This window comes from uncultured Bacteroides sp., from assembly GCF_937912035.1.
Classification (GTDB): domain Bacteria; phylum Bacteroidota; class Bacteroidia; order Bacteroidales; family Bacteroidaceae; genus Phocaeicola.
Window position 1 is genome coordinate 70,033 of record NZ_CALDPF010000007.1, and the last position, 24,522, is coordinate 94,554.

Genomic DNA, 24,522 nt, shown 5'->3' on the forward strand with positions numbered 1-24,522 from the left:
TACTAATTTAATATACTAATCTATCGGCAAATTTAGATAATAAAATTCATGGAAAAGATACATTTCTTGCCGGTATCGGCAATATTTCAATCAAATAAAGTCAGACTATTATCCACCTGTCTATAGTTCTTGTCTCGGAACTGAAATTCACCCCAACCTTGACAACTTTTCTTCCGTCCGCAGCAAATGCTGAGGCATAGCCTTTCGCATTTACCTGAGCCATGGCTTCCTCGGCTGTTCCATTAAGCTTGAATTCCATGACATAGATATAATCAGAGGTTTTCAGCACGAGGTCAACACGTCCGCGTGAAGTATGATATTCTACTTCTGCATGGAAACCCATGAGCTTGAACACTATGTAGAGAATGTTCTGATAGTGCACTTCACGGTCTCGTGGAGCAAGTTCGTATGGTATATCATCGAAAAAAGTCTGCAGACGACTTAGGAAAGAATCCACATCACCTTTGCGGACTTCCTCTACAAAACGCTGGATTTCGTACGGAGATTTTGTTACGCTGACAGAGGCATAATTGGGAAGAAGGAAACGGAAAAAGCCCTGCTCAACCTCGCGGTTAGGGAAACCGAGAGTGTAGTTCTCGAACTCTTCATTATATCCCTTTATTGTAAGATAGCCACTCTGATAGATTACAGGAACCGGGTCAGTAGATGCCGCATCTATGGAATCAAGAACAGGACCGCTGGTCACTATGTCTTCTATCTCCTCTACATTGTAGTTATGCTGCTTCATCAATTCCACAAGGTATGTAGGCGTACCCGTAGCAAACCAGTAATTATCTATCTGCATATTGGCAAAGGTATTGAGGATACTGAAAGGATTATACATTCCTGGTGATTTAAAACTGAAATGATAGCCGTCATAATTCAGTTTCAGACGTGCGCAGGTTTCCTCATAACCTGTTCCAAGTTTCTCGGCCAAAGTGTGAATATCATCGTCGAAATATCTGTGCAATTCCTCTTCGGTTATTCCGCATATTTCGGAGAAACGGTTTATCATTGAGATATCCATCAGATTGTTCAAATCACTGAACACACTTACTTTTCCGAATTTTGTAACTCCTGTGAGCATGGCAAACTGTATGTATCCGTCGCATGACTTTAAGGCTCCATAAAAGGCTTTCAAAGTATTACGATACTCAGTCTGAAGTTCAGGATTGCCTATTGCCTGAAGCATAGGCTTGTCGTATTCATCTATGAGAATAACAGTGTTATGTCCGCTCTTTTCGGCTGCTCTGCGGATTACTCCCTGAAATCGTAAAGACAAGCTGGTTTCACTTTCCCTGCTACCATAAATATCTTCCCATCTGCACAAAGCGTCATTAAGAATACCTTCAAGCTTTTCTATACTGTCATATTTTTGCGTATTAAGGTCAAGATGCAGCACAGGATACTCTATCCACTTCTTTTCCAGTTTTCTCCATCTCCAGCCCGGCAAAAAGTTCACGCTTACCGGAGAAATACGCTTCGAGAGTAGATATAAGAAGACTCTTTCCGAAACGGCGGGGACGGCTGAGGAAATAATATTGACCTGTAGCCACCAACTGATATATCAATACTGTTTTGTCAACATAAATATAACCCTGTTCCCTGATTTTTTCAAAACTCTGTATGCCTATAGGATAAAGTTTGCTCATAACTCACTGTTTTTTAATCATATCAATACAAAGATATTACAAACAATATAAAGAGCAAAATAAAGACACAGTTTTCAAACTCTCTTCAGGATCAAATCCTGCTTTGTATAAAAAAAAATACAAGAAAAAACAGTGCCAACCTATATCACATTTCGGAAGCAGAAACATTATTACGTAAATAATCAGTAGGCAGGACACCTATATATTTTTTAAAACTTCTCAAGGCTGTCTCACGGGAACGAAAACCTACACTGAAGAAAGCATCTTGAACATTATCTATTTTTCCGTTTTTTGCCATTTCAACAAATTCAGAGATTCGTCTGCGATTAATCATGTCAGAATAGTTTTTATAACCAGCCTCCTGAATGGCCTTGGATAAATAACTCCTGTTCGTATTAAGCATAGACGACAATTCTATCAAATTCAAATCAGGATTTCTCCAAATCTGTTGTTCATCCATTAATTTATAAATCTGCTTTACAAGGGAATTAACTGTATCATCCTGAGTAATTAAATTATCAATAGTTGGACTTATTGTTTCCACTTTTATCTGTTCTCTAATTTCTTTTGAGACATTAAAGCGAACAAACAACTCATAATATGTAACAGAAGTACATAGATATATATTTACCAATAAATGAATTTCACTGACAATCGAACTTCCTGTAAGCATAAACATAATATACAGTGCGCCAATCAGTTGAATCTTTATCGAATAGGACAATATCCACCTATGGTAGGCACCACTTCGTGTATAATTATATGGTATATAAAACAACATTACGGTAAAAGGCAAGATGCCCAATAACAGTATGACCAATCTCAAAATGACATCAAATTCATCAATATGAAGCAAAAAATCTTCAAAAGACTTTAATTCGCGGCAATAAGGATGTATAATGGAAAGTACAACAATTAATGACAAACCAGGTATTAAAACAAAATTCCTGTATTTCTTTTTGAACCAATCGCTGTTTATAACTCTTACAGGATACAGATAAAGCATTATAATAGCTAAAATACCACCCATAAGGTTATTTACAGGAAGAACAGGATAAACTGATGAACGCAGAAAAAGCTCGTCGGACAACAAACGTAGAAAAAGCAATATCCCAGCTAAAATCCAAGTAAGAGACAAGTAACGACGTGAAAAATCTCCTTCATACCTACGTAACCACAAATATATTCCACAAAGAAAATAAGCACAAATTGCCCAGTTTAATATTATATTTAAAATATCCATAACTATTAATTTACACTTAAAAAAACGTTCACTTATTACATAAATCAATTACATAAAAGAGTACAAAAATTTTTTACCAATTGACTTAATACTGCCTTTCTGTTTATGAATTTGAGTGACAAAAATAATAATACAAAGTTCAGAAAATACACAAAAAAATGATTTGCCATTTATTAAATTTAATTTGCAAATGATAAATAACAAATCAGCAAATGATAAACAGAGAATATACAATTTGTAAAAAAAGACTTTACAACGATGTAAACTAGATAATTACGAAGTCATGGATATGACTATCATGCTTCTGTCTGTTTACGATAGCGGTTTGGAGTAAGCCCATCATGGCTTTGTACGAATGTACGATTGAATACTGAAGGAGATGAGAATCCACAAAGTTCACCTACTTGCCCAACAGGAATGTCCTTGCGATTTAAAAGCATCCATTCTGCCTCTTTAATTCGGTAACTGCGAACCACGTCACTAAAGCTGCTCCCGAAACCTTCATTGAAAACGCGTGAAAGATAAGTTCGGTTCAAAGGTAATATTTCCGTTACATCCATAAGTTTAAAGTTCGGATTCAGATATGGCTTTTTATTTACCATCCATTTGGCTATCTCTTCTTGGTAGAATGGTAATTTGTTGAGAAATGTACATTCGTTTGAATCAATATCAATAAAACAGGTATTGCCTTGAAACAGTTGTTCTTCTTTAAGCTCAGCCGTTCTGCATGCTTCTGCTTCATCCATGGTATCACTGAAAAAATCATTACTATAAGGATTATCCTGAAAAAGTCCATTATAAAGTGTATAGCAGAAGAAACATTGTACTGTGATATTATGTATAATAAATGTGTATGTGCTTCCATTAAAAAGTACAAGAAAATAGGCAACACCTATCAAAACAACCCCTATACCGTATTGTCGTAACCACGAAATATTTAAGTTTTCATCGTTAGAATAATTGTTACGGCACCATTGTTGATATAGTTTTTTATAATGCCAGGTGAGACGAAAAAGGAATGCAAGATAAACTACAATGGAAAAACACATAAAAAGACGATACCAAACATTAAACTCTCCTATATGTATCATTAGCTGTTCCATTGTATGTAGTGCGAGAGGTTTCTCACCAAGAAAGAACAAAACTATATAATAAAACATTGTTACTGATAGATAAGGGAGTAATAAGAGAAACGTACGTTTCAAGCTAAGCCACCCTGGACGTATAACTTCAATGGGATAGAGCAATAACACTATAAGATAAAAATTGCCGCTTATCAATACTATTACATTCGCTACATCAATTTGAGTAAAGTTCAAATCAGGATTCTGCATAAGCATTCCTATAAGACGTACTACATAAAAAAGCCCCCATGTCATCATTATGCCTGCAAGTATACGACGCGAACGATTGTCACGTGAACGTAAAAAGAGAAGCGATGAACCACCAATGCATATAACGGATATCATAGTAATCAATATTGGCAATATTTGAGTATAATCAGGCATAATGTGTAACATTTTATAAATAACAGAACAAAGTTAATAAAAACTCAATTAAAAAAGCACCAATATTTTTCCAATTGTAAAGCTATTTACATATATCAAAAAAGGCGATGGAGGTTCCATCGCCTTTTTATTAATATATGAATTATGTAAACTTTATACAAAGAATTTCAGTACGAATATTGCAGCCAGTATATACATACCGATTGTAAGTTTCTTATACTTGCCAGTAAGCAGATTGATAAGAACATAGCTTATCATACCAAGTACGATACCGTCTGAAATACTGTAGGCAAGAGGCATGAAGATGATACAGATAAATGCAGGTATAGCTTCAGAATAATCAGCAAAACTGACTTTAAGTACTGAAGACATCATCATCAGACCTACAAGAATCAGTACTGGTGCAGTAGCAGCTCCCGGAACAGAAAGGAAGAAAGGAGCGAAGAACAATGAAAGCAGGAAGCAGACTGCTGTTACAAATGAAGTAAGACCGCTTCTACCGCCTTCACCTACTCCTGAAGCACTTTCCACGAACGTAGTGATAGTACTTGTTCCGAGCATTGCACCGGCAGTAGTACCAATTGCATCTACCATGAAAGCCTGTTTCAGATGAGGAATCTTACCGTTCTTATCCATCATTCCAACCTTTGTAGTAACACCGACCAATGTTCCGATAGTATCAAACATATCCACAAACAGGAATGTGAATACCACTACAATCATTTCCTTTGTGAATATATTGTGCCATTCAAATTGCCAGAAGATAGGTTCTATTGATGGAGGTGTACTGAAGATACCATCAAACTTTGTGATACCCATAGGAATACCGATAAGTGTAGTAATAAGGATACCGAAAAGCAAAGCACCTCTTACTCCCTTAACCAAAAGAAGTGAAGTAACCACCAGACCTATCATTCCAAGCAAAGCTGTACCTGAAGTGATATTTCCCATACTGATAAGCGTAGCATCGTTGTTTACGATGATTCCTGCATTCTGCAATCCGATGAAAGATATGAACAGACCAATACCGGCACCTATTGCATTCTTAAGTGTGACTGGTATCGCGTCAACAATCTTCTCGCGCAAGTTTGTAACTGTCAATAATATGAAGATAAGACCTTCAATCAATACCGCAGTCAAGGCAAACTGCCACGTATATCCCATAGTGAGACATACTGTATAGGCAAAGAAAGCGTTAAGTCCCATACCCGGAGCAAGCCCGAAAGGCAACTTGGCATAAAAAGCCATCAGCAGTGTGGCAAAGGCAGAAGCTATTACTGTTGTTGTAAACAAAGCTCCCTTGTCCATTCCTGTAGCACTGAGGATGTTTGGGTTTACGGCAAGGATATATGCCATTGTAAGGAAGGTAGTGATACCTGCCAATACCTCTGTACGTACACGAGTGACGTTTTTATCGAATCCGAAAAGTTTTTCTAACATATTGGTTTATTTTTAATTATTGAATTAGAAAGACCATTTCATTGCAAGAGTTGGCATCCATTTCCAACCGTCCATCACTCCGAAGTTAGAAGAGATTTCCCACTCTGTACCTAAACTAAGATTGAACTTATCGGATACACCATCAAATTTATTCAGGTTTACCCAAAACTGTGGCTCTGCGATAAAGATAAAGTCGCGATTCTCAAAAATAGCTCCGTCTTCTCCTGCACCTGTTATCACTCCATGTTTTTCCTTCCAGAAATCAGCAAATCCACTGAAAGTAAGTTTATCCTTACAGAAATTAATATACCATGTTGCAGTAAGCTGGAAGTTATGAGGTTTAACATTCTTCTGAATTATCTTATAAGTAGGAGTAAAAGTGAATCCTTTTGAAAAATCAGAACTGTTCCAAGAATAAGTTGCTCCCAAAAGATATGCATTATTAAACACTGATGAGCTGTTCAATCCACCATTATATTCTACATGTGCAGAGAAAGGTCCTCCCCAGAAATTCAATTCGCGGGCAATTTCCCAATACGCACCGGTTACACCCTTATTAGTATAGTCCATATCCACGAAGAAGAATGTGCTACCCCATGAATCTGGCTTGAACATTTCTACAGTAGTAGTGATTTTAGGTCTTGTACTTTGAGAGTCATAAATCATACTACCGAAGTCATAATGCAACTGAATGTTCTGTGCACCCACAATCGCTGTTATCATACATACGATGATTGATAAAAACAGTTTTTTCATTGTCTTTTTTAGTTTTTAATAATAGTTATAAATACGAGCTGCAAAATTAATGAAAAGTTAGCATATCACAAAAGAAGTGATTATCTTTGCTCATCATTATATCACTATATATTATGAAGATACGTATTTTATCCATATTTTCTTTACTGTTAATATACATAAACTGTGTTTCGGCACAAGTTTCGGATTCTACATCAAAAAAATGGCAAGACAACAAGCTGGCTGTCAGGATTGTATTCCCAATGCAGAAAGATTCGAAAGGGAATTCTATAGATGGTATTTTCAATTATACTAGCTTCAATGCCGACTCTATCGTTTCACTGGCAGTAAAATCCGGAATACGTACCATAATTGCACCTGCAAAAACAGGCAACGCCTATCTGTTCAATACTGAGACATACACCGGAAAAATAGAAAAGGATATCATAAAAGAACTGAGCGAAGCATGCAGTGAAAACAAAATAAATTTTGGGATCTACTTTCCAGTCAAAGAAAAATTCAATTACAAAGAAAATCACCATTCAAACAATCTTGACAAAACCATAAAAAAACAAATAACCGAACTGCTCACCAAGTACGGAAAGATTTCGGAAATAAGTTTCGACATGAACCCCAAGACTCCGGAAGAGAGTAAAGAACTGTATGCGCTAGTGCACAAACTCCAGCCTGAATGTATGGTTAGTAATGATGCGGGAAACGGTCAATACGATTTTTGCAACATACTGAAATTTCATTTCGGAAAAGAAATACTTGAATGTTGCTGGCGATATGATTCATCTCTGTCATCATCACCTGCAGCCATCGAAATAGACAATGCGGAATCGGACGCAAAAAAAATTATAAGTCAAATGGCTGAGGCTGTATCGTTGGGTGGAGGTTTCATGTTTAAGATCCACCTGGAAAACAACGGAAAAATCAATGAATACGATAAAGAAATAATGAACAACATTGGATTTTGGTTAAAAGAAAACGGCCAGGCGATATACAATACCCTACACACTCCTTTAGTGGAAGATTTCGAATGGGGAAGCATCACAAGAAAAGACAACATACTGTATCTGATACTGTCGGGCAAATACCCTAAAGACGGAAGGATTGAAATGTATATGCCCGAATATGAACTGGAAAAAGCGGACGGTAAGCTTGCCACGTGCATACAGAAGAACGGAGTCATCGACATAGCAATACCCGCATCAGCATATAAAGGAAAGAGTATAAACGTATTGACATTAAAATTCAAACAGAACATAGGCGAACATAAGCCGGAACCAATCAGAGCCATAACTCTGAAACAAAGTAACGCAACACCACATTACAGCATTTCAGGTTTCGACTTTGGAAGTACATACAAAAGCACCGTAAAATACTCATGGTATTTCGAGCAGCTGATGCTGAAACAGCTGGAACTGCTGTATACAGAAAATGAGAAAGGAAAAAATCTGGAAATAGAACTGGACGGAGAAATACATAATGTGACACTAGACAGCGGTAAGGCATCATCGCTTCAAGTGGCAGAAGGTACCGTATGGGGTAAACAATACATCTGTGGTCCGGAAGAGATAATATTCCATTCATCGAAAGACATAAAAACAAACTTTGAAAATCCTCCGCTCAAGAACAATAGCTGGAAGGAGGTTCATATAGGCAGACATACGCTTGATGCCGATCATAATGCGACTTACTACATCATGCAAAACATAGAATCGCCAAGGGCGCAAAACATCATTATTGATGCAGGAGCAGGAAACGGCATCGAGATTTACCTGAACGGCAAATCAATAATGAAGCACCTGAATCCTTACGGATGCGATTTCAAGACAGAAAAAGTGTTACTTCCATTACGGAAAGGAAACAACCAGATTGTGATGAGAATATACAGCAGGATTGGCAAGAATATAAGCTACATACTGTGCCAGTCGCAAGATCAGACCATCTACAAACAGGACCTGACACTGCCGGAAATGAGCAAAAAGAAAAACCACAAACTTACCGTACGACAAACAGGACTCCCTTCCGAAAATGACGATACGGAACTTTCAAATCTGCGCATAAGACTCAGAAGAATTGCATTATAAAAAAGAAATACATATTGCCAAAACATTATGAACACAGAGCTGACACTTATAAGAATAACAGGCATCGACCGTCCTGGGCTTACAGCCTCAGTAACGGAAATATTATCAAAATATGATGTAACAATACTTGATATAGGTCAGGCAGACATACACCAGACACTATCATTAGGCATACTGTTCAAAAGCAAGGAGACGGAATCGGGGAATATAATGAAGGAACTCCTGTTCAAAGCATCGGAACTTGGTGTGAACATACGATTCTATCCTGTATCTGTAGAGGAGTACGAAAACTGGGTATCCATGCAGGGAAAAAACAGATATATAATCACTATATTGGGCAGAAGACTGACGGCGAAACAAATTTCTGCAGCAACAAAGATTATAGCGGAACAGGGACTGAACATAGATTCCATAAAACGTCTCACCGGACGTGTGCCACTTGACGAAGAGAAAGCAAGCGTGAGGTCGTGCATAGAGTTTTCCGTGAGAGGAAACCCGAAGAACAGAGTAGAAATGCAGCGCAGCCTGATGAAACTGAGCAGCGAGATGGGAATGGACTTCTCATTGCAGCTTGACAATATGTATCGCCGTATGCGAAGACTGATTTGCTTCGATATGGATTCCACACTGATACAGACCGAATGTATAGACGAATTGGCGGAACGTGCCGGTGTGGGCGAACAGGTAAAAGCCATAACTGAACGTGCTATGCGCGGTGAAATAGATTTCAAGGAAAGTTTTACGGAGAGAGTGGCACTGCTGAAAGGATTGGACGAAAGCGTGATGAAAGAAATAGCCGAGAACCTGCCTATCACAGAAGGTGTGGAAAGACTTATGTTCGTACTGAAACATTACGGCTACAAGATTGCGATACTTTCAGGAGGTTTCACTTACTTCGGTGAATATCTGAAACAGAAATTCGGAATAGACTATGTATATGCCAACGAACTAGAAATTGAGGACGGAAAACTAACCGGAAGATATGTGGGTGAGATTGTTGACGGAAAACGAAAAGCCGAACTTCTCAGACTGCTGGCACAAGTAGAGAAAGTTGACATTGCACAGACCATAGCCGTAGGCGACGGAGCAAATGACCTTCCTATGCTTTCTACTGCCGGACTTGGCATAGCATTCCATGCCAAACCTAAGGTAGTGGAAAATGCCGAACAATCTATCAATACCATTGGACTTGACGGTGTATTATACTTTCTTGGATTCAAGGATTCTTATCTTGATGAGAAAGGAAAACTGTAAATCACTCATACATCAACAGGATATAACAAAAGCTCTCATTAGTGAGGATATACTGTATAACCCCACAATGAGAGCTTTTTAATTTAGCGTAACACGCTCGTGTAACGCGTGTAACACTTCCGTGTAACGATCGTGACACGAACGTGTTACGGGTGTGACACGAACGTGTTACGGTATCTATGTCAATAAAAAAAGCGATGACCGCCCCATGAAATGAAACAGTCATCGCCATTATGTTTCTCAGATAATCTTACTCCTTAATTCTGATAAGCACGTTTGCCAATATTGCTGTAAGACCTCCTGTTGTAATACCTGACGAGAATATATTCTTTATTGTGTCAGGCAATTGTGAGAGTATCTCAGGAACAAGTTCCACACTCAGACCGAAAGAGAAACTCAATGCCATTACAAGTGTAGCCTTTCTGTCAATCTTCTGTGAAGCAATGATACGTATACCGGCAGCAGCCACTGTTCCGAACATCAGCAGTGTGGCACCACCAAGTACAGGTTCAGGCATAAGTGAGAATACCAGACCTACTGCAGGGAAAAGCCCAAGCAGGATTAGGAAACCTGCAATAAAATATCCCACATAACGGCTGGCAACGCCTGTAAGCTGAATCATACCATTATTCTGTGCAAAGATTGAGTTTGGGAACGAATTGAATATACCCGCAAGCATTGAATTGAAACCGTCTGCAAGGATACCTCCAGAAGCACGTTTTACGAATTTTTCTCCCTCAACAGGTTCACCTGATATCAAAGAGTTTGCGGTTACGTCACCGTATGCTTCAATGGCAGTAATCAGATAAACAAGTCCCAAACCTATTATGGCAGAAATATCAAACGATATTCCATATTTAAAAGGTACAGGAATATTGAAACCACCGTAGCTCTGCACTGCCGAGAAATCAACCATGCCTAAAGCCCATGCCACTACATAACCTACGAGAAGACCTATTACAATGGAACTCATACGGAGATAGCGATTGGAACTGCGATTAAAGATGATGATAAGCACCAGTACCAAAGCCGCAAGACCTACATGCTGGAATGCTCCGAAAGTACCGTCATTCTGAGCTGTTACGCCTCCGCCACATGCCGAAATACCCACTTTAATAAGACTCATACCGATAAGCGTCACCACAATACCAGAAACAAGAGGAGTGATAATCTTGCGTGTATACTTCAACACACGGCTGATGAGCATCTCCACAGTAGAAGCCGCTATAGTGGCTCCGAATATTGAAGAGAGACCGCCTGTAAGTCCTGCAGAAATGATAGGACCGATAAAAGAGAAACTTGTTCCCTGAATACAAAGAAGTCCGCAACCTATAGGTCCTACCCTTCTACACTGTATAAATGTAGAGACACCTGATGCGAAAAGCGCCATGGAAACAAGGAAACCAGTTGTCTCGATGTCAAGTCCCAAAGCTCCAGCTATGATAAGCGGAGGAGTGATAATTGCCACGAAAATGGCCAGCAGATGTTGCAAAGCCGCAAAAATGGTATCCTTCAAAGGTGGACGGTCGTTAAGTCCGTAAATCAGCCCCTCGCCCGGAGCTACGTTCTGTTCATTTTCCATTCTTTAAAATTTGAGTTTTTGAGTTTATTTGTTAGTTATTCTTCCTTAAGAACAATCTTGCAGTTGTCCAGACTTTCAATAATAGCAAGCGATTCAACATGAACTCCCATGCTCCTGAGCTGCTCTCCTCCGTGCTGGAATGATTTTTCGATAAGGAATCCCATACCTACCAGCTCGGCTCCTGCCTTGTTTACAAGGTCGATAATACCTTTAGCCGCATTTCCATTGGCTAGAAAATCGTCGATGAAAAGCACCTTATCCCCCGGACACAGATAATCACTGCTGACACAAACATCGTAGTTTCTGTCCTTAGTGAAAGAATAAACGGTAGTGGTAATCATATTCTCCATTGTACTTGGCTTTTTCTTCTTCGCAAAGACTACAGGAAGTTCGAGCAAATAGCCCACCATAATGGCTGGAGCTATACCACTGGCTTCTATGGTCAGCACCTTGTTGATTTTGGTACTGGCAAAACGCCTTACAAATTCCACCGCCATGGATTTCATCAGAATAGGGTCCATCTGATGATTGATAAAGTTGTCTACTTTAAGGATACCACCTTCAAAACATTTTCCGTCGCGCAATATCCGTTCCTTCAGTGCTTTCATACGTGCAACTAATAATTAAAAGAGTTTCTAAATGATTTTAGTGCGCAAAATTACAAGAAAATTCTTTATGTATTGCAAAAATATGACAATATCTTACTTTGAAGTACCGGTTACCACTATTTCATCCAATGTTATGACATTCCAATCCTTAACTTCATTGCCTGTCATTGTCAATTTTCCATCAACTAATCTCAGCGTAATTTTCGAAAAACTTCCTGCGGCAAAATTATTTCCAATATTTACAGAAGCTTCATATTCTTTCTCGCCATTAGTATAATTCAAAGTAAAACCTAGTGGAGTTTCAAGGCTTACAGGATTAAGAAGTACAGTAACAGCCGATTCCGATAAAGAAGACAAATCCGCTATTTCCAGAGTTGACGTTTCATCCTCACCCGATTTTTTCATTCCTTCTGAAGCCTGATCAAAAGAATACACATGAGGAGTGACTATACCTTCACCTGTAAAAGTGCATTTTTTCATTGAGAATGACTGTGCCGTCTCTTCATTGACAATATTAATATGTAATAGGGAATATACATGCTTGAAAGAATTCTCACCGGTGAAAGATACTACACCGTTATTGTCTGAGTATGATGTAGTACATTTTCCTACAAGAAAATCCTTACTGCCTATATCGTTCAAATTGCCTGTCTGAACAGAAAGATCAGGCATAGGAACTGAAGAACGAACAACCTGATCCGTTTTATCACACGGATAATATGCCAGAAATTCGAAATCGTCCGCACGGTTCTCCCATGTCACAGCATTCTCCGGACTCCATGAAGTCCCATTATATGTCCATAACACTGGATTTTCCTTATTTTGAATAAACATACCGACCTTGTCATTTGTGGAAAAAGTTACATGACCGTCAGCATCGGTAACTGTCCTTGACTTTTGTTGTTGATTTTGATTAGAACCTACTTCTACAAATAATTTTACTGATAAATCTTCGTTTAAAGACAATGTTTCATTACTGCATGCAGCTAAAAAGAGGGAAGTTCCCAACATATAAATAAATGTTTTCATAATATAAGAAATTAAATTTTGTAAGATTGTCGTATCAAATATAACAATTTTAATACAATTCAAACAAAAGAATAGAAAAAAAATCTATTTATTTAATATATTATGTATTTTTGTACTATTAATAAACCTAAACAAAACGATGAAAAAACTCTATTTATTATTTGCAATTGTATTACTTTCATACAATTTGTGTTTTGCGCAACAGGCAAAATACGTTTTCTATTTTATTGGTGACGGAATGGGTGTAAACCAGGTTCAGGGAACAGAACTTTTCCAGGGAGAATTAAACGGAAAAATAGCTATCGAACCTTTATATTTCACCCAATTTCCAATATCGACTGTGGCAACCACATTTTCTGCCACAAACGGAGTAACGGACTCTGCTGCGGCAGGAACAGCATTAGCCACAGGCAACAAGACAAAAAACGGTGCCATTGGTGTACTGAAAGACCTTGAAACTCCGGTTAACAGTGTTGCTGTTTGGGCAAAAAACAGTGGTAGCAGAGTAGGTATAGCCACAAGCGTCAGTGTAGACCATGCCACTCCTGCTGCATTCTATGCACATGAAGCAGGCCGTAGCAGCTATTATAACATCGGTACTGACCTCTACACTACAGGTTTTGATTTCTATGCCGGCTCTGATTTCATGGAACCGAAAAACAAAAAAGACAGTAAAGCAAAGGACCTATATAAAATGGCAGATGAATACGGCTATGCTATTGCCAGAGGATATAAGGATTATACCAAGAAAAGAACTAAAGCCGACAAGATGATTTTGTTCCAGACCGAGGAAGCATCATCTAAAGACAGAAGTGCTATTCCGTACGCAATTGACAGAACAGAAAAAGATCTGACACTCGAAGATATAACCCGATCAGCTATAGACTTCCTTTCAAAAGACTTAAGCAAAGGCTTCTTCCTAATGGTGGAAGGCGGTAAAATAGACTGGGCATGCCACAGTAACGATGGAGCAACAGCATTCCGCGAAGTACAGGATTTCGACAAGGCCATAAAACAAGCATACGAATTCTACAAACAGCATCCTGATGAAACTCTTATTGTAGTGACAGCCGACCATGAGACTGGAGGTATAGTATTGGGAACAGGCCAGTACAAACTGAACCTTAAAGCCATTGAAAACCAAAAGACAAGCGAAAGTGGATTTACAAAAATACTGAATGCCATGCGCAAGGAGTATAAAAACAATGTTCCTTGGGAATCTGTACAGAACGCATTAAAAGAAAATTTCGGATTTTGGGATGAAATAGAATTGTCAGAAAAACAAGAATCACGTCTGAAAAGTGTTTACGAAAAAACACTGAAAGGACAAGATGCAAAAATGGAAAAAAGCGAGTATGCACAAGATGAAGCTCTGGCTGCAGAAGCAAAACGTATAATAAACGAAATAGCCCTTATAGGATGGACCAGCGGAGGACATTCGGCAGGATATGTTCCTGTATTTGCCATCGGTGCCGGTGCACAGAACTTCAGCGGAAGACTGGACAACACACAGATTCCTAAACTGATTGCAAAATCTGCAGGATACATGATTAAATAAAAACATTCACATTTCGTTTTGACTTACTTATTTTTAATATATGTTTAGCGGCTGTTTAAACACTGTTCAGTAGCTTTCTCCTAACAGTGCTTAAACAGCCGCTAAACTTTATACAAATCCTGTTTCTACTCAAAAGAAAAATAATGACTGAGTTTTGTTATATCTTCTTTAGAAAATTCTTTCAACATTGATAACTGTGAAATATCGGTTATTTTTCCTCTTTTGCGTCGTAATTCCACTACAGCCTTTGCCTTATAAAAATCCATATATGGATGTCTTCTTAAATCATCTATATCAGCTTTATTTATACTGATTTTACGATATACATCCGACTTTATCTGAAACCATACCAACAATGTGGTATCTACATATTTTACTTCAAGCAACTGACTTACATCATAAAATCCTCCGAGACGATTCCTGTAGTTCACAATATTACGTGATATCACACTTCCTATACCCGGTATTTTCTTCAGGACCAAAGTATCGGCAGTATTGACATCAACAATTACTCCTCGTGAAAATTTTTCTTGTCTGGGGAATTTATGAACCTTCTTATTTTCTTCTTTCCCTACATATAAGGAAGTGTCGGAACTTTGTTTTTTTTCTTTTGTCAAAGCAAACGCTTCCTTCTCATCACTCTTTCTATATACATATTTCTTATCGTATTCACGTTTTTCCTTCTCGACCTTTCTATAAAGTGAATCAGCTATTGCCAATGGTTCAGCTGATATTTCATTATGCCTCTCACCCAAACTTCCAGTGGACAACAATCCTAAAAGAAGAATAAGCAACAGCAATAACAACAATATAGCCCTACGCTGTCCACGGGAATAAAAGAACCATTCCTTCCACATACAGATAATTCTTATTTAAACAATCCTAATTCGTTTAGGAAAATGAGCATGATGCCTAGAGGAGCGATAAATTTAAGAATAAAAATATATAGAGGATAATAAGTGGACTTTAGTGCACCGTAGTTGGTTGCCTCGCCTTTTACTATAGTCTTATTCAATACCCAGCCTACAAAAACCGCAGACAACATACCAGACACCGGTAACATGATTTTTGCAGTAAGATAATCAAGAGCATCAAAGAAGTTCATTCCTGCTATTTTGTATCCATTCCATAGGCCCAAAGCCAATGAAGACACAACCCCTATGGTCCAGCATCCCAAAGATACTATAGTAGCTGCCCTACCACGAGTAAGTCCAAACTTCTCATGAAGGAAGGCGGTGGATACCTCATGAAGAGATATAGTAGATGTGAGAGCCGCAAGCGCAAGCAGAAGATAGAAAGCCATGGCACATACCACAGCCAACAAAGGTACTGCCGAGAAAGCCTGCTGAAACACGTTGGGCAATGTTATGAATATCAATGAAGGACCGGAACCTGGATTAATTCCGACAGAAAAGGCAGCAGGAAAAATGATTATTCCAGCCAGTATTGCAACGAAAGTATCAATTACTCCCACGCTCATTGCAGTATGTCCAAGTCTGGTTTCCTTACCGAAATAAGATGCGTATGTAGACAAACATCCCATACCAAGACTCATAGAGAAGAATGCCTGCCCCATTGCTCCGAGAAAGACTTCAGGAGTAACCTTGCTGAAATCAGGCTTGAAAAGGAACTCAATACCTTTTTCCGCACCAGGAAGAGTGACTGAACATATAGCCAGTAATACCACAAGAATGAAAAGAACCGGCATCAAAATCTTAGAAGAACGTTCTATACCATCCTTCACCCCTCTTACAATAACGATGTGTGTCAGAAGCATAAACACTGTAAGCCATATTATAGGTCTTAATGGATCGGACGAGAATTCATTGAACATTGTTATAAATCCTTCGGCATTCTTTCCTTCGAAACCTCCTATAGTTGCTTGAAACAGATATTCCAATGTCCATCCTGCCACAACCGAATAATATCCTAAAATAAGAAAACCAGTAAGAACACCCAAATAGCCAACCCATTTCCATTTCGTACCTGGGGCCAGAACACTGAACGAACCTCCTGTACTGGCCTTTGCACTACGGCCTATAGTAAACTCGGCCACCATTATAGGCAAACCAAATATAAAAATACAGCCTAGATATATAAGTATAAAAGCGGCACCACCATGATTTCCCGCCTCGTATGGGAATCGCCATATATTTCCTAATCCCACTGCCGAACCTGCCGCCGCCAATATTGCTCCCAATTTACTTCCAAAACTAACTCTGTCGTGATGATGTTGCATAAAAAAACATATTAAATAATAAATAGAATTGTTTAGCGGCGCAAATGTACGAAAAATATCATATTTTTGACGAAGAAATAAATATTTATAACATGATTACATATTTAAAACGTTATCCGTTGTCTATTCTGGTGATAGCAGCCATCCTGTATCTGTCGTTCTTTAAACCTCCACAGACTTCTATCAGTGAAATAAAGAATATTGATAAGATTGTTCATATATGTATGTATGGAGGACTTACAATTATACTGTGGACTGAACATCTCAGACAACATTTTCCCCTAATCAAAAAACACCTTATTATCGGAGGAGTTCTATGCCCTATTATTATGAGCGGACTTATAGAAATTGGTCAGGCTACTCTAACCGAAACAAGAGGAGGCGACTGGTTTGATTTTCTGGCAAACATAACTGGTGTAGTATTAGGCAGTGTTTTCAGCTATTATATTTTACGCCCATATATATGGAAAAAGCATAACGATAAATAATGATATAAAAAATGCTCATCAAGCCTTGTTTTAAAACCCGGCATGATGAGCATTTTAAATATTAGGGGAAAATAGATTTAAGATTCCTTAACTTCCCAACCCAATGCACTTGCACCAAGGACAGCAGCATCAGCATCTTTAAGTTGAGAAAGCAATAATTTAGTCTTTCCGGCATAAATCTTAAGAACATTCTCATCCAAAGCCTTCTGAATAGGTTTCATGATAAGATCACCAGCTTTGGCAAGACCACCGAACAGAACAATCGCTTCAGGACTTGAGAAAGCTATAAAGTCAGCCAATGCTCTACCCAAAATAGTTCCTGTATATTCAAATATCTCTAAAGCAAGCTTGTCACCTTTGATTGCTGCATCGTACACATCCTTTGAAACGATTTCTTCAGCAGGAATTTCTCTAAGCAAGCTTGGTTCAGAACGGGCAACAAGGAACTCACGTGCAGTACGAGCTACACCTGTCGCCGAACAATAAGTTTCAAGACATCCCTTACGTCCGCATCCACAGATACGACCATCACGTTCTACAATCACATGGCCCAGTTCACCTGCAAAACCATCATGACCATAAACCAACTGACCGTTTACAACGATACCACTACCAACACCTGTACCAAGTGTAATCATAATGAAATCTCTCAAGCCGCGTGCTGCTCCGTATGTCATTTCACCAATAGCAGCAGCGTTTGCATCGTTAGTAAGTGCTGTAGGAATTCCCAATTTATCTTCAAACATGGCAGCCAAAGGAATAACTCCCTTCCAAGGAAGATTTGGAGCAAATTCAATAGTTCCATTATAATAATTACCGTTTGGCGCACCAACACCCATTCCCTTGAACTTCTCTGCACCTCCGAACTGCTGTAAAAGAGGAATAAGTTTCTTGCACACAGCATCAACATACTCATCTATTTCCTCATACTCTTGAGTCTTAATAGAATCGGAAGCCAAAACGTTTCCACGAGAATCAACTACACCGAAAACGGTATTTGTACCGCCGATGTCCATACCAACCACATAAGGTTTTTCCATATTTACAGTCATGACATTTATTGTTTAGGGTTAATTATTGAGACAAAAATATACAATAGACAATAATCTAACAAATTTTTCAAATAAATATTAATACGAATATATAAGTTTTTTTCTAATTTAGCTGCGAATTTATTAATCAATTGACAAAATGATTCAATTAAAAGACATAAACAAAACGTATCACAACGGTGCTCCACTTCATGTTCTGAAAGGTATAAACCTTGAAATAAAAAAAGGGGAATTTGTTTCTATAATGGGAGCCTCAGGTTCGGGAAAATCCACATTACTTAATATACTGGGAATACTTGACAATTATGACACTGGAGAATATACGCTGAATGGTGTACTTATAAAGAACCTAAGCGAAACCAAGGCAGCAGAATACAGAAACAGGATGATAGGTTTCATTTTCCAGTCATTCAATCTTATTTCATTTAAAAACGCGATGGAGAATGTAGCTCTGCCTCTGTATTATCAGGGAGTGGGTAGAAAGAAAAGGAATGAACTTGCTATGGAATACCTTGACAAACTGGGACTGAAAGAATGGGCCCACCACATGCCCAACGAACTTTCGGGCGGACAAAAGCAGAGAGTAGCCATAGCCAGGGCACTCATATCAAAGCCTGAAATCATCTTGGCTGACGAGCCTACGGGAGCGCTGGACAGCAAGACATCTGTAGAAGTAATGAACATACTGAAAGAATTACATGAAAAGGAAGGACTGACTATCATAATAGTAACACACGAGAGCGGTGTGGCGAACCAGACAAATAAGATAATTCATATCAAGGATGGTATAATTGAAAAAATAGAAGATAACATAGATCATAATGCATCACCATTCGGCAAGAACGGATTCATGAAATAATTTAAAAAAGAAATGATAGATCTTATTCAAGAAATATACGGTACAATAATGCGCAACAAACTGCGCACTGCACTGACGGGATTTGCCGTAGCTTGGGGGATATTCATGCTCATTGTTCTTTTAGGGGCAGGAAACGGACTTATACATGCTTTCGAAAACCAGTCGGCAGACATGAAGATGAACTCCATGAAGATTTACCCCGGAGTTACCTCGAAAGCTTTCAACGGACTAAACGAGGGCAGAAACATTTCGCTCAATGAAAGCGACATGAAAATAACATCCAAAAGATTTACCGGCAATATTACCACTGTAGGGGCTACAACAAGCCATAGTGGCATATTGACATACGGTAAAGAAAACGTAAGCATAACAATCAACGGTGTGTTCCCGAATCACACTGAAATGGAACCTATGCGACTCGTCAAGGGACGCTTCATAAACAAGCGTGACATGGAAGAGATGAGGAAAGTAATAGTCCTTCACCAGAAAACAGCAGACATTCTGTTTCCAAAATCCGAAGCTATTGGTAAATACATCACTTCACAGGGTGTTATGTATCAGGTTGTGGGAGTATACTCCGACCAGAACAGTTTCTCGCCAAGCGCACTGGTTCCTTTCACCACGTTACAGATTATCTACAGCAAAGGTGACAGTATCGACAATATAATTTTCGCTACACAAAATCTTACAGACCAGGCATCGAACGATATTTTCGAAAAAGAGTATCGTGCGGCAATAGGAAAGAACAATAATTTTGCCCCAGACGATGACAGCGCAATATGGATATGGAACAGATTCACCCAGTATCTGCAACAACAGTCGGCAACAAACATTCTGAATATTTCTATATGGGTTGTCGGTATTTTCACATTGCTCAGCGGAATAGTAGGTGTAAGCAATATAATGCTTATTACTGTCAGAGAAAGAACACATGAGTTCGGTATAAGGAAAGCGCTTGGGGCAAAACCTTCTTCAATTCTATGGCTGATAATATCGGAAAGTGTAGTGATAACAACATTTTTCGGATATTTAGGCATGGTAGCGGGTATTGCAACCACTGAATATATGAATATAGTGGCTGGAAAACAGGTTGTAGATGCAGGGGTATTTTCGATGACTTTTTTTGAAAACCCTACAGTAGACATAAGTATTGCCATACAAGCCACACTTACACTGATAATAGCAGGAACGCTTGCCGGACTGTTTCCTGCTAGAAAAGCAGTAATGATACGACCGATTGAAGCACTTAGAGCAGACTGATTATGAAACGATTTGATTTGGATACATGCGAGGAGATAATCCTCACCATAACGAGAAACAAGACACGCAGCCTGCTTACGGCTTTCGGAGTGTTTTGGGGAATATTCATGCTTGTAGCCCTTATGGGAGGAACCAAGGGTGTACAGGACCTTATGGCAAAACAATTTGTAGGATTTGCTACCAACTCTGGTTTTATGGGTACCAACCAAACAAGCAAAGCCTATAAAGGATTCCAGCAAGGACGTTTTTGGGAGCTCACAAACACCGATGTTGAAAGAGTCAGGCGAAGTGTTCCTGAAATAGAAGTTGTCACTCCGAACATAACGAAATGGGGAATAGACATGGTATATAAAGAGAATAAGACCTCCGGTACCCTTAAAGGACTTTATCCGATATATGCCAAGATAGAAGAGCCACAAATATCAATGGGACGATATATAAACGACATGGATATTATAAACAGAAGAAAAGTATGTGTACTCGGTAGCAGAATTTTCGAGAGTCTTTTTCCCGACAAAAGCAATCCATGCGGAAAATATATCGAAGTAAGCGGTATATATTATCAGGTGATTGGAGTCAACATGGCTGCCGGAAACATGTCTGTTCAGGGTCAGGCAGAAACCTCCATCATTATTCCTTTTTCTACAATGCAAAACAATTATAATTATGGAGACAAAATCCAAATGCTTAGTTTTACAGTCAAGAAGGGATACTCCGTGAGCGAAGTGCAGGAAAAAGTGGAATCCGTAATAAAACGCGCACATAATGTACATCCGGACGACAAACAGGCCGTAATCAGCGTAAATGCAGAAGCCATGTTCGGAATGATGGACAATCTGTTCTCGGGTATAGAAGTCTTGGGGTGGATGGTCGGACTTGGAACACTGCTTGCGGGTGCAATAGGTGTCAGCAACATCATGATGGTTACAGTAAAAGAAAGAACCACCGAAATAGGCATCCGTAGAGCTATCGGTGCACGCCCCAATGACATATTAAGCCAGATTCTAACGGAAAGTATGGTACTGACCACCATTGCGGGAATGAGCGGAATATCCTTTGCTGTTTTCCTGCTTAATATTGTGGAACAAGCTCTCTCCTCTCCTACTTCAGCTGCACATTTTCAGATAAGTTTTTGGGGAGCTATAGGAGCGTGTATTCTGTTACTCATATTAGGATTACTGGCAGGACTGGCACCTGCATTCCGTGCAATGGCTATCAAACCTATAGAGGCTATCAGGGATGAATGATATTCAATTTATAATGAAAAATTAAGAGTTAGTTGTTTAAAGCAAAATAGTACATAAAATAAGAAACTTAAAAACCAAATTATATGAAGAAATTTATCAGAATCGGTATAATGGTAGTCATTGCACTACTGTTCATCGGAACTTTCGTATTCCTTTATCAGAAATCACAGCCAAAAGACGTTGAATACAACGTTCTGAAAGTAGTAAAATCAAACATCGTACAGACAACAGTGGCTACAGGTAAAATAGAACCTAGAGATGAGGTACAGATAAAGCCTCAGATTTCAGGTATCATATCCGAAGTCTACAAGGAAGCCGGTGAAAATGTGAAAAAGGGAGAAGTTATAGCCAAAGTAAAGGTTATCCCTGAACTGGGACAGCTCAATTCGGCAGAGAGCCGCGTACGCCTGGCAGAGATGAACGGCCGTCAGGCAGAAATCGACCTTGAAAGAATGGAGAAACTTTACGAAAAGAAACTGGTGAGCAGCGAAGAATACGAAAAGACATTGCTGACTACGAAACAGGCCCGCGAAGAAATTCAGGCTGCAAAAGACAATCTGGAAATCATCAAGGAAGGTATCACCAAAAACAGCGCATCTTTCAGTAGCACACTTATCCGTTCAACAATAGACGGACTTATTCTGGATGTACCTATCAAGGTCGGTAACTCGGTTATCATGAGTAATACATTCAACGACGGTACCACTATAGCAACCGTTGCAGATATGGGAGACCTTATTTTCCGCGGTAATGTAGACGAAACTGAAGTAGGAAAAATATCTGTCGGTATCCCAGTAAAAATTACCTTAGGAGCTCTTCAGGACATGTCTTTCAATGCCACTCTGGAATACATCTCGCCTAAAAGTGTAGAGAACAACGGAGCAAATCAGTTCGAAATAAAAGCCGCAATTACTGTGCCGGACAGTGTCACTATCCGTTCGGGATACAGCGCAAACGCAGAAATGGAGCTTCAGAGAGCAGACGATGTATTAAGTATCCCTGAAAGTGCACTGGAATTCAAGGGAGACTCGACATTTGTTTATCTCCTTACAGACAGTGTTTCAGGTCAGAAATTCGACCGTAAGAACGTGACTACCGGAGTGAGCGACGGAATAAACGTTGAAATCAAATCGGGTCTGAAAGAGAATGACTTTGTGCGTGGACTTAAGAAAGAATAATGTATAACAGTTTAACAAGAAAACTGAAATGAAGAAAAATATAATCTTGACTTCTGCTCTGATGCTTCTATTCACCGCAAATGTTACAGCTCAGGAAAAATGGGATCTGGAAAAATGTATCACCCATGCCATAGAAAACAATCTGAGCATAAAGCAGCAGGAAGCTTCAAAGGAACAAAGCGCAGTAGAGCTGAGTACAGCAAAATGGAGCAGACTTCCGGACCTGAACGGTAGCACTTCGCATTCATTTAATTTCGGACGAAGCATACAGGCAGATAATACATATAAAAGCCTCAACACACAAAATACAGCATTCAATCTGAACACCAGCATTCCCCTGTTTACAGGTTTGAAGATAACAAACAGTATCTCTCTTGCCAAACTGAATCTACAGGCTGCGACAGAAGACCTGAACAAGGCCAAGGAAGATATAAGCATACAGGTGGCATCTGCCTATCTGCAAGTACTTTTCAACGAAGAGCTTGCACAAGTGGCACATTTGCAGGTTGAATTAAGTAATGAGATGCTTGCACAGAAAGAGGCATATTTCAAGACTGGAAAAGCTTCAGAGGCTGAATGGCTTGAAGCAAAATCAAGAGTTGCACAAGACCAGCTGTCTGCTGTTCAGGCTGACAACAATTACCAATTGGCACTTCTGGATTTAAGCCAGTTGCTTGAACTTCCGTCGCCTGATAATTTCGCTATCGTATCTCCTAAAGCTGATATGGACGAATATATGGGCAGCATCACTTCACCGGCAGACATCTACAATCAGGCTATAATGTTTAAACCTTCTATCAAGGCTGCACAATATCGTCTGGAAGGTGCTGCAAAGTCTATAAAGATAGCTCAAAGCGCATATTATCCTCAACTGAGCTTCGGAGCAGGTCTTAGCACAAACTATTATAAGGTGGCAGGAATGAAGAACCCTGTTTTTGGCTCACAGTTGAAAGATAACTTCAGCCAGAACTTCGGATTCCAGCTGACAATTCCTATTTTCAACCGTTTCAGTACAAGAAATCAGGTAAGAAACGCAAGAATCCAGCAAAATACACTCAACTGGCAACTTGAAGACAGCAAGAAAGCTCTCTACAAAGAGATACAGCAGGCATACTACAATGCCTTAGGTGCAGAAAGCAGATATGAAAGCAGCCTTACAGCCGATGAGGCGGCAGAGGCTTCATTCAATCTTATGAAAGAAAAATACGCTGAAGGTAAAGCCAATGCTACAGAATACAACGAAAGCCGTACTAGCTGGATGAAAGCCATATCAGAAAAGCTACAGGCCAAGTACGACTATATATTCAGAACCAAGATACTGGATTTCTATAAAGGCGTACCGCTTACTCTGAAATGAATTCAAACATATTGAACAGCGAAAAACGACAATACCCGACAGTATGTAAACTGACAGTATTGTCGTTTTTTTGTTATCCTAATTTTTTACCTTATAAAAAAATAATACAAATCACAACAAGAGAGATATATATTTTA

The 24,522-nt window shown here is 39.1% G+C and carries 19 protein-coding genes and 1 pseudogene; 9 read left to right on the plus strand and 11 right to left on the minus strand.

All coding sequences use genetic code 11. From position 1 onward, the window contains the following. Nucleotides 1-100 precede the first annotated feature (100 nt). The 5 genes and pseudogenes from Q0486_RS01110 to Q0486_RS01130 form a co-directional block, all read right to left on the minus strand. Nucleotides 101-1,652: pseudogene (locus Q0486_RS01110) on the minus strand (ATP-binding protein). Nucleotides 1,653-1,797: 145 nt separating this feature from the next. Next, nucleotides 1,798-2,895, minus strand: coding sequence for an AraC family transcriptional regulator (locus Q0486_RS01115; protein WP_299229512.1), 1,098 nt, complete (start codon nt 2,893-2,895; stop codon nt 1,798-1,800). Nucleotides 2,896-3,191: 296 nt separating this feature from the next. Beyond that, complete coding sequence (locus tag Q0486_RS01120) at nt 3,192-4,403, minus strand: helix-turn-helix domain-containing protein (protein WP_299229515.1); 1,212 nt, start codon at nt 4,401-4,403, stop codon at nt 3,192-3,194. Between the two features lie 153 nt (nt 4,404-4,556). Continuing rightward, nucleotides 4,557-5,843: an NCS2 family permease gene (locus Q0486_RS01125; protein ID WP_299229518.1), complete on the minus strand. Its 1,287-nt coding sequence runs from the start codon at nt 5,841-5,843 to the stop codon at nt 4,557-4,559. A 24-nt stretch (nt 5,844-5,867) separates the two neighbouring features. Next, nucleotides 5,868-6,599, minus strand: a complete 732-nt coding sequence (locus tag Q0486_RS01130) for a DUF5020 family protein (protein ID WP_299229521.1) — start codon at nt 6,597-6,599, stop codon at nt 5,868-5,870. A 113-nt stretch (nt 6,600-6,712) separates the two neighbouring features. On the opposite strand from Q0486_RS01130, the gene Q0486_RS01135 reads away from it, so the two are divergent. Then, a complete protein-coding gene (locus Q0486_RS01135; RefSeq protein WP_299229524.1) occupies nt 6,713-8,674 on the plus strand; it encodes an alpha-L-fucosidase in 1,962 nt (653 codons plus the stop codon). A 27-nt stretch (nt 8,675-8,701) separates the two neighbouring features. Beyond that, complete coding sequence (gene serB, locus Q0486_RS01140; RefSeq protein WP_299229527.1) at nt 8,702-9,928, plus strand: phosphoserine phosphatase SerB; 1,227 nt, start codon at nt 8,702-8,704, stop codon at nt 9,926-9,928. Between the two features lie 250 nt (nt 9,929-10,178). Here the strand turns inward: serB and Q0486_RS01145 are convergent, their stop codons facing one another. The 3 genes from Q0486_RS01145 to Q0486_RS01155 form a co-directional block, all read right to left on the minus strand. After that, nucleotides 10,179-11,510 (minus strand): nucleobase:cation symporter-2 family protein, encoded by a 1,332-nt coding sequence (locus Q0486_RS01145; protein WP_299229530.1) that lies wholly within the window; start codon nt 11,508-11,510, stop codon nt 10,179-10,181. Between the two features lie 35 nt (nt 11,511-11,545). Beyond that, nucleotides 11,546-12,118 (minus strand): xanthine phosphoribosyltransferase, encoded by a 573-nt coding sequence (gene xpt / locus Q0486_RS01150; protein WP_299229532.1) that lies wholly within the window; start codon nt 12,116-12,118, stop codon nt 11,546-11,548. A 93-nt stretch (nt 12,119-12,211) separates the two neighbouring features. Beyond that, a complete protein-coding gene (locus Q0486_RS01155; protein WP_299229535.1) occupies nt 12,212-13,147 on the minus strand; it encodes a fimbrillin family protein in 936 nt (311 codons plus the stop codon). Between the two features lie 139 nt (nt 13,148-13,286). Here Q0486_RS01155 and Q0486_RS01160 point away from each other — a divergent pair, with 139 nt between their 5' ends. Next, nucleotides 13,287-14,705, plus strand: coding sequence for an alkaline phosphatase (locus Q0486_RS01160; RefSeq protein WP_299229538.1), 1,419 nt, complete (start codon nt 13,287-13,289; stop codon nt 14,703-14,705). Between the two features lie 125 nt (nt 14,706-14,830). Here the strand turns inward: Q0486_RS01160 and Q0486_RS01165 are convergent, their stop codons facing one another. Next, nucleotides 14,831-15,562, minus strand: coding sequence for a helix-hairpin-helix domain-containing protein (locus Q0486_RS01165; protein ID WP_299229541.1), 732 nt, complete (start codon nt 15,560-15,562; stop codon nt 14,831-14,833). A gap of 11 nt (nt 15,563-15,573) precedes the next feature. Then, nucleotides 15,574-16,944, minus strand: coding sequence for a sodium-dependent transporter (locus Q0486_RS01170; protein ID WP_299229544.1), 1,371 nt, complete (start codon nt 16,942-16,944; stop codon nt 15,574-15,576). Between the two features lie 92 nt (nt 16,945-17,036). Between Q0486_RS01170 and Q0486_RS01175 the strand changes: the two genes are divergently transcribed. Next, the gene (locus Q0486_RS01175) at nt 17,037-17,432 is read left to right on the plus strand and encodes a VanZ family protein (protein ID WP_299229547.1); all 396 of its coding nucleotides are present in this window, start codon (nt 17,037-17,039) and stop codon (nt 17,430-17,432) included. A gap of 77 nt (nt 17,433-17,509) precedes the next feature. Here the strand turns inward: Q0486_RS01175 and Q0486_RS01180 are convergent, their stop codons facing one another. After that, nucleotides 17,510-18,484 carry an ROK family protein gene (locus Q0486_RS01180; protein ID WP_299229550.1) on the minus strand — a complete coding sequence of 325 codons (975 nt, stop codon included), beginning with the start codon at nt 18,482-18,484 and terminating at the stop codon, nt 17,510-17,512. Between the two features lie 139 nt (nt 18,485-18,623). Between Q0486_RS01180 and Q0486_RS01185 the strand changes: the two genes are divergently transcribed. The 5 genes from Q0486_RS01185 to Q0486_RS01205 all read left to right on the plus strand — a co-directional run bounded on the left by Q0486_RS01185 (nt 18,624) and on the right by Q0486_RS01205 (nt 24,385). Next, nucleotides 18,624-19,343 (plus strand): ABC transporter ATP-binding protein, encoded by a 720-nt coding sequence (locus Q0486_RS01185; RefSeq protein ID WP_299229553.1) that lies wholly within the window; start codon nt 18,624-18,626, stop codon nt 19,341-19,343. Between the two features lie 12 nt (nt 19,344-19,355). Further along, a complete protein-coding gene (locus tag Q0486_RS01190) occupies nt 19,356-20,603 on the plus strand; it encodes an ABC transporter permease (protein ID WP_299229556.1) in 1,248 nt (415 codons plus the stop codon). A gap of 2 nt (nt 20,604-20,605) precedes the next feature. Further along, on the plus strand, nt 20,606-21,850 hold the full coding sequence (locus tag Q0486_RS01195) for an ABC transporter permease (protein ID WP_299229559.1): 1,245 nt from the start codon (nt 20,606-20,608) through the stop codon (nt 21,848-21,850). Between the two features lie 83 nt (nt 21,851-21,933). Next, on the plus strand, nt 21,934-23,028 hold the full coding sequence (locus Q0486_RS01200; RefSeq protein ID WP_299229562.1) for an efflux RND transporter periplasmic adaptor subunit: 1,095 nt from the start codon (nt 21,934-21,936) through the stop codon (nt 23,026-23,028). Between the two features lie 28 nt (nt 23,029-23,056). Further along, the gene (locus Q0486_RS01205) at nt 23,057-24,385 is read left to right on the plus strand and encodes a TolC family protein (protein ID WP_299229565.1); all 1,329 of its coding nucleotides are present in this window, start codon (nt 23,057-23,059) and stop codon (nt 24,383-24,385) included. Nucleotides 24,386-24,522 lie beyond the last annotated feature (137 nt).